Source organism: Pedobacter sp. HMWF019 (genome assembly GCF_003061025.1).
In the GTDB taxonomy this organism is placed as follows: Bacteria; Bacteroidota; Bacteroidia; order Sphingobacteriales; family Sphingobacteriaceae; genus Pedobacter.
The window spans coordinates 1-7,273 of the sequence record NZ_QAIL01000447.1 but is presented as its reverse complement, the minus strand read 5'-3'; the positions used below and the strand labels follow the sequence as shown (position 1 = coordinate 7,273).

Annotated in this window: 6 protein-coding genes and 1 pseudogene; 1 reads left to right on the top strand and 6 read right to left on the bottom strand. The window is 41.7% G+C overall.

Annotation, left to right across the window (positions count from 1 at the left end):
• Nucleotides 1-76: 76 nt before the first annotated feature.
• Genes DBR11_RS23730 through DBR11_RS23720 form a run of 3 tightly spaced genes read right to left on the bottom strand, consistent with a single transcriptional unit; the run spans nucleotide 77 to nucleotide 2,509 of the window.
• On the bottom strand, nucleotides 77-772 hold the full coding sequence (locus DBR11_RS23730; RefSeq protein ID WP_108555075.1) for a hypothetical protein: 696 nt from the start codon (nucleotides 770-772) through the stop codon (nucleotides 77-79).
• 19 nt (nucleotides 773-791) lie between these two features.
• Nucleotides 792-1,634 carry an isoaspartyl peptidase/L-asparaginase gene (locus DBR11_RS23725; RefSeq protein ID WP_108555074.1) on the bottom strand — a complete coding sequence of 281 codons (843 nt, stop codon included), beginning with the start codon at nucleotides 1,632-1,634 and terminating at the stop codon, nucleotides 792-794.
• Nucleotides 1,634-2,509, bottom strand: a complete 876-nt coding sequence (locus DBR11_RS23720; protein ID WP_108555073.1) for a cyanophycinase — start codon at nucleotides 2,507-2,509, stop codon at nucleotides 1,634-1,636. Before DBR11_RS23720 ends, DBR11_RS23725 begins: the two co-directional genes overlap by 1 nt.
• Before the next feature lie 426 nt (nucleotides 2,510-2,935).
• On the opposite strand from DBR11_RS23720, the gene cphA reads away from it, so the two are divergent.
• On the top strand, nucleotides 2,936-5,551 hold the full coding sequence (gene cphA, locus DBR11_RS23715; RefSeq protein WP_108555072.1) for a cyanophycin synthetase: 2,616 nt from the start codon (nucleotides 2,936-2,938) through the stop codon (nucleotides 5,549-5,551).
• Nucleotides 5,552-5,605: 54 nt separating this feature from the next.
• Here cphA and DBR11_RS23710 read toward each other — a convergent pair whose 3' ends face one another.
• The 3 genes and pseudogenes from DBR11_RS23710 to DBR11_RS23700 form a co-directional block, all read right to left on the bottom strand.
• Nucleotides 5,606-6,172 carry a DUF1543 domain-containing protein gene (locus DBR11_RS23710; RefSeq protein WP_233260878.1) on the bottom strand — a complete coding sequence of 189 codons (567 nt, stop codon included), beginning with the start codon at nucleotides 6,170-6,172 and terminating at the stop codon, nucleotides 5,606-5,608.
• 7 nt (nucleotides 6,173-6,179) lie between these two features.
• Nucleotides 6,180-6,992, bottom strand: a complete 813-nt coding sequence (locus tag DBR11_RS23705; RefSeq protein WP_108555071.1) for a S1/P1 nuclease — start codon at nucleotides 6,990-6,992, stop codon at nucleotides 6,180-6,182.
• A gap of 3 nt (nucleotides 6,993-6,995) precedes the next feature.
• A pseudogene (locus DBR11_RS23700) lies at nucleotides 6,996-7,273 on the bottom strand (fumarate hydratase); the annotation flags it as partial.

Below are 7,273 nucleotides of genomic sequence, written 5' to 3'. Positions count from 1 at the left end.
ATATGATACCAATTTCTGAAATAAACAAAAAAGAGACAGTAATAATACTGTCTCTTTTTTGTAAACTTAAAAAAAGTTATTTAATTCTCCTTATTTCCTTTGAATTAACCTTTTCGGAGATTAAACTCTTAGTGCTTTTAATTTGTGCATTAAACTGGTTAACCTTTACCGAACGCGCAAATAATTCTGCCTTGATGACGTCCTTCGAGGCCAGCTTATACTCCTTCTTTTTAACCTTTACAAGGGCAATTCCAAGCATCGAATCGATATAAGAAGGGTTATTATTCATCTGCCTGGCCAACATCCCCTGCTGGGTGTAGAACCACAAAGATTGTGTCAGTTTATTCGCAGCGAAGTAGATTTTACCCAACTGATTATAAGAATCCATCTGCCCCTTTCTATTTCCAATCCTACTGTAATTTTTTAATGCAACATTCAGAACAACCTGTTCCGCCTCCGTATAATGTTCCATGATGAGGTGAATATTACTCAGTCTCAGCAAAGCTGATCCATAAGCAACAAACTCCCTGGCATTGTTGTATTCAAATGCGGCTTTACCAAATAAAGTCAGGGCTTCATTGAACTCCCCTTTTTTTTCATTTTTCTCCGCCTCAGCAAAATAATTATCTCCGTCTTCTTCATCAGATTTGGATACTGCAATGTTAATTGCACCTCCGCCTGGAACCTGATCTGGTGCCAGCAGCGTACTGGTTTGGGCTATCGCACCGGAAGCTGTAAGCAAAAAGAATAAGGACAGGACATATCTATACATTTTGCAAAGATATCATTTTTTAGTTAAACACCTGTAAATTAACATCAAATGACGCCCAAACCATATAAGAATGAGAATCCTGATGGTAAATTTCGCCCGCGGAAGTAATACCAATGATCCCTGCAAAACCATCAAACTCTTTTAATTCCAGAAAAGACTTCTTTGCAGCAGATTCTAAAGAGAATCCATCGGTTACCCGGGTTACAATTTTAGAGGCCAGCGAGGCACTTACAATATCTTCACCAACGCCTGTACAAGAGATTCCGGCATGTTGATTGGCAAAATTACCCGCGACTGTTGCAGAATCACTGACCCGGCATGGAATTTCGAAACCTTTACCGCCAGTGGAAGTTGCTGCTGCGAGATTTCCATATCGATCCAATGCCACACAGCCAACCGTTCCTTTTCCACCCCGACCACCCCGCTTTGCTTCATATTCGGCTCTGCGTTGCGCTGTAACGGGATCAAAATACTCGAATCCATTTTCCCTTGCAAAATCAAGAGCGCCTTCACCACTCAATACCCGGTCATCCTCATTCAACAATTTTGAAGAGACTTGCACCGGATGTTCTACGTCTTCTATATTGATCACACCACTAAAACGTTGTGTCTTTCCATCCATAATAGAAGCACTCAATCTGACTTTGCCATCACTTTGGATCTGAGATCCGAGACCCGCGTTAAAAAGAGGGTCACTTTCTAACAGACTCACCGCAAAAACCACTGTTTCCAGCGCCGTATGTTCCTGTAAAAATGTATAGGACCTTGTCACAATAGAAGACAAGGCCTCCTGCTTTGCTTTTTTTGTCTCCTGATTTGTAGCGGATTCACTAAAAAATCCGCCATGTATGATAATCTTCATTACTGAGCTGCAACGGTTTTAGGATGATGGATGGTCAGCGAATGCGTTGTGAGGTCATAAACATCACCATCACACATCACATGTACCACCATATTATTAATAGATACCGGTTGTCCCATTTCTACATCTGTCAGATTGGTGTCTGTCATATGTCTTCCATCAACCAGGATCACCATACCAGAACCAATAGCTTCCATTGTATGTCCTTCAGAAATGTAAAGCCCTGTATCCTCTCCGAGCCCAATGCCGAGGATACCCGGGTTACTTGCAGCAGCATATAACAGCCTGCCAATTCTTCCCCTCTGTACAAAATGTGTATCAACAATTACCCCATCAATAAAACCGAGCCCCCCTGTGATCTTTACTTCCCCTTTTAAAAGAGCATCTTTACTACTGCCCTGATAAATCATATTCTTTGAGCTTGCAGCCGCTCCGGCAGATGTTCCGGCAATGACTACTGCTTCGTTCTGGTATTTATCCAACAGAATATCATGAAAGCTTGTTCCTCCAAAGATGGAAGACAAACGCAACTGATCACCCCCTGTGAAGATAACCACATCCGCAGCCTTAACGCGCGCGCAGTTTCCTGCATCATTGGCCTGTTCCCGGTTGCTGATATTTAAGACCCCAACATTGTGAACATCCAGTTGAACAAAGGCTTTTATATATTCTTCTCCAACTTTTTCGGGGATCAAAGAAGCCGTAGTTATGATTTCAAATCTCGATTCTGTGTTTTTTAAAGACTCTGTCGTAATCCGCTTTAATATCCCTCTCTCAAAAAAATTCATATTCTGAGGCAGGCCGAATTCTGTTTCTGTAAAACTGCCCGTATTTATTGCGCCACCAATAATTATTAATTTCCCTTTTGGAGCCATTTTTTCCTTTTAAGTCCCTATTGTTCCAAATATATACCCATTCGGGAAATAATTAAGTTTTTTTTATCAAAAAGCTAGGTTTATTTCCTTTTCAACCACTAAAAGAAATTCGAATATTTTATTAATTTTATAGACGATAAAGGCTACTCCTTTTAAAGCCTTATCCATCCCACAACACAAAAGAATGTAGAATAGATAAATCTTTTAATCAAGTCTACTGAATAGAAAAAATAAAACTTACGAAATGATGAAACCGTCATCAGCAATACATTCAAATACAAGAATCAATTGCTCCTGATCGCTTCATCACCATTAAACTGAAAATTATAAATAGAGTATATGAAACCATCAGGAGCAAACACTCAAAAAACAAAACTCAATTGCTCCCGATCACTTCATCACCGTTAAACAAAAAACTACAAATAAATGAAAATACTAGGCATTCAAGTGCTGAGAGGACCAAATATCTGGTCAGTTAACAGAAAGAAACTCATTCAAATGCGCCTTGACCTGGAAGATCTGGAACAAAGGCCAACCAATCTTATTGAAGGATTCGAGGAACGTATTGTAAAATTCATCCCCAGCCTATTCAGCCATCGCTGCTCTAAAGGACATGAGGGAGGATTTTTCGAGCGTGTTAAAGAAGGAACCTGGATGGGACACGTGATAGAACATATCGCGTTGGAAATCCAAACACTGGCTGGAATGGATACAGGTTATGGCAGAACAAGACAAACGAAGACAGAAGGCATTTATAATGTAGTTTTTAGCTACCTGGAAGAAAAAGCAGGTATTTATGCTGCAGAAGCATCTGTACAGATTGCCGAAGCACTCATCAACAACCATGAATGCGATCTGGAAGCCCATATCCAAAAATTAAGGGAGCTTAGAGAACTGGAAAGACTAGGGCCCAGTACAGGATCTATTGTTGATGAAGCAATTTCCAGAGACATTCCCTGGATCAGATTGAATAAAAGCTCTCTTGTACAACTGGGTTATGGAAAGAACCAGGTCCGCTTCAGAGCAACCATGACAGAGAAAACCAATAGCATTGCTGTTGATATCGCCTGTAATAAGGATGAAACCAAAAGACTTCTACAGGATTCTGCAATTCCAGTTGCAAAAGGGGTAACCATTTCTGATCCGGAGGACTTGGAGGACGCCATTAAGAAAGTAGGCTTCCCCCTTGTTTTCAAACCCCTGGACGGCAATCACGGTAAGGGTGCAACCATCAATGTAAAAACGGAAGCTGCCGCAAAGGAGGCTTTCGAATATGCCAAGAACTACTCCCGCAAGATCATCATTGAGCGTTTTATTACGGGTTATGATTTCAGGATTCTGGTCATTGATCACCAAATGGTCGCTGCCGCCCTGCGTGTCCCGGCCCATGTAACCGGCAATGGACAATTGACCGTACAGCAATTGATCGATAAGGAAAATGAAGATCCAAGAAGAGGTTATGGTCATGAAAATGTGCTGACCGAAATTATAGTAGACCGGGACACCCTCGATCTGCTCGCAAAAAAAGAATACACACTCGACACCATCGTTCCAAATGGAGAAATCGTCTATCTTAAATCTACAGCGAACTTAAGTACCGGCGGTACATCCATAGACGTTACCGACCTGGTACACCCACAGAATATATTTATCAGTGAACGCATATCAAGAATTATTGGATTAGACATTTGCGGCATTGATGTGATGGCTCAGAACCTCACACAACCCTTAACAGAAAACGGAGGTGTGATCCTGGAAGTAAATGCTGCACCTGGTTTCAGAATGCACCTTGCTCCAAGCGAGGGTCTTCCAAGAAATGTTGCTGCCCCGGTTATCGACATGCTCTACCCGCCTGGGAAATCCGCAAGAATCCCAATTATTGCCGTAACAGGTACGAATGGAAAAACCACCACAACCAGGCTAATTGCCCACATGGTCAAAAGCAATGGTACCAGGGTAGGTTATACGACATCCGACGGGATCTATGTCCAAAACACCATGCTGATGAAAGGAGATACCACCGGACCTATAAGTTCTGAATTTATTCTCCGCGACCCTACTGTAGAATTTGCCGTACTGGAAACAGCGAGAGGAGGTATACTCCGTGCAGGACTGGGTTTTAATAAGTGCGACATTGGCGTGGTTACCAATATCCAGGAGGATCATTTAGGAATTTCTGATATCCATAACCTGGATGATCTAACCCGTGTAAAAGCCGTGGTGATTGGTGCCGTGAAAAGAGATGGCTGGGCGGTATTAAATGCAGACAATAAATATTGTATCAAAATCGCCAACGATGCAGACTGTAAAATCGCTTACTTCAGTATGGACGAAAAAAATCCGGCCATCGTTGAGCATTGCAAAAAAGGCGGAACAGCTGCAATTTATGAAAACGGCTATATCACCATTAAAAAAGGGGACTGGAAAATACGTGTAGATAAGGTAACACACGTTCCCATCACCTTTGGAGGGAGTGTTGATTTCATGATCCAGAATGTTCTGGCCGCTACACTGGCTGCTTTTCTTTGCGGTTATAAAATAGAAGACATCCGAATGTCTCTGGAAACATTTATACCTTCTGCTGCTCAAACGCCAGGCCGCATGAACATCTTTAAATTCAAAGAGTTCCAGATCCTGGTTGATTTTGCCCACAATCCGGATGGTTTTAATGGCATCAAAGATTACCTAAAAACGATTGAGGCAACGGAACATGTAGGTGTTATTTCAGGAACCGGAGACCGCAGAGATGAGGACATTAAAGAAACCGCAAGAATCGCGGCTCAAATGTTCGACAAAATTATCATTTGCCAGGAAAAATACCTGAGAGGTAGAAATCAACAGGAACTGATCGACTTACTACTGTCCGGCATACAGGAGATTAAACCAGACATGGAAGTAACGATCAACAACGATGGAGAAGATTGTCTCAGATACATTATCGCTACAGCCAAATCCGGATCGTTTATTACGATTCTGAGCGACACGATTGATAATGCCATACATAAGGTAACAGAATACCTGGATAAAGAATTCGGGGTTTAAACAAAAAAGGCACAGCAATCAACAGCTGTGCCTTTAATTTCATTACGACCTTATTTAATCCTTGATCTTTCCAAGAGGAAAATACCCCAAATGAATATCATCAGCAGGAAGACCCGGAGCCTTTGTGATCCTAAGACTATAAGCTTCAATAATCCCTTTCGGCAAAATATCCATGATTTCAAAGATATCATCTACATCCACGCCATACTTATCGTCAATATGGGAGGTTGCACCAGAAAATCCGGTATGCCGATAAAAAGCACTTTCCTTTGCCTGCCGTGTGGCATCAGCCAGATTTGGAGCTACAACAACCATTTTGTAATGCGGCTCATCAAATTCTCCTTGCTTATACCCACCTAAATTGATAAAGAACAATTTCTGCTGCTGCTCTTCAGTTATACTCTTTTCAATAACTTCTACAAGGTAACCATTCACCTCTGTCACTTCCCTCCAGGCATCTACATGAATCTTTTCCTTTGCCTCCGGCCAGAAATCCAGAATACCCGGAATTGTCTCCTTAAGCGTCCTGCCTACCGTAAAGAAAATGTCATGTTGTTCGGTATGCCTCCCCGCAGGTTTGCAGCCCAACATGATCATAAATAATTTATAAGGTTGCATCATTGGAATTTTAAGATTTCGCGTAGATATCATTGATGATTTTTGCCAGACGGACCCCGCCTTTCAACAATTGCTCATTAATGGTATCTACATAATCAAAATTATAACGGTAGCTCAATTTCTCCTCCGGTTTTATATGATCGTAAATTTTATTGCAGATCATATAAGATTCATAAACGCAATCCTGTAGAGAAGTTGCAGACCAGGTTTTGAATTGCTCCTGCGTTGGATGGTTAATAGCAGCTGCATATTCTGTATAACTCAATTGCTGATAATCAACCAAACCTTCGTCCCAAACCTTATGCAGATTGGATTTCTGCCCGAACCAGGTTACACTAATTTTATTACCACCAAGGTCTTCTTTTCTTGCGGTATGCATAGGCTGATGAAGGTCGCCAACCAGGTGGATCAGAATTCTCATCGCCATTCTTTTCTGATCTGCATTGCTCTGCGGATTTTTTAAAATGGATACCATTTCCGGAATCTTATTAAACACATTAGGCCCTTTTTCCGTGTTCAGAAACTGATAGACACCCTGCTGATCCAGACCACCTGGCAAGTTCACGTAGTGCCATGCACTCAGGTAGTTGAAAGTCGTGTCAGATTTTATAAAATCAGGCCAGTTGGCTGCCATAGCCATGGACTCAGATCCCAGTACTTTTTGCACGCCTTTCCGCGCCTTAGCTGTCAGGTAATAATCTGCGACCTGGCCCACTACACGATGGCCCGTCATTCCCCAGGCAGAAGCTTTTACCGGAAAATACGCCATTGCGGCAATCATCAAACCCGCTTTTATTTTACTTTTAATCGAATATCTCTTCATTTCTTATAATTCTTTTTGCTCACAAATAATGCGTTCTTTAAGATTCAGATTCAGGTCTCTCTGATCACTGATGCTCTCCAGCTGTACGCTTTCCGGTTTTGCAGATTTAATCAGAAAACTCTTGGAAAATCTTCCTGTCTGATAGCAACCGGAAACTTTTTGCTTATAATTGGCCTTAGTAAAGGTCCCTTCCAAAAACAGACTATCTGCCCGCACTGCATATACTCCTTTGGCATATTCTTTCCAGACACCGCCATTAAAGCAGGAGTCTGAATAATAAT

Coding starts and splice junctions, on each gene's coding strand:
- DBR11_RS23730 (WP_108555075.1), bottom strand. CDS start 772: ATGTATAGATATGTCCTGTCCTTATTCTTTTTGCTTACAGCTTCCGGT.
- DBR11_RS23725 (WP_108555074.1), bottom strand. CDS start 1,634: ATGAAGATTATCATACATGGCGGATTTTTTAGTGAATCCGCTACAAAT.
- DBR11_RS23720 (WP_108555073.1), bottom strand. CDS start 2,509: ATGGCTCCAAAAGGGAAATTAATAATTATTGGTGGCGCAATAAATACG.
- cphA (WP_108555072.1), top strand. CDS start 2,936: ATGAAAATACTAGGCATTCAAGTGCTGAGAGGACCAAATATCTGGTCA.
- DBR11_RS23710 (WP_233260878.1), bottom strand. CDS start 6,172: ATGATGCAACCTTATAAATTATTTATGATCATGTTGGGCTGCAAACCT.
- DBR11_RS23705 (WP_108555071.1), bottom strand. CDS start 6,992: ATGAAGAGATATTCGATTAAAAGTAAAATAAAAGCGGGTTTGATGATT.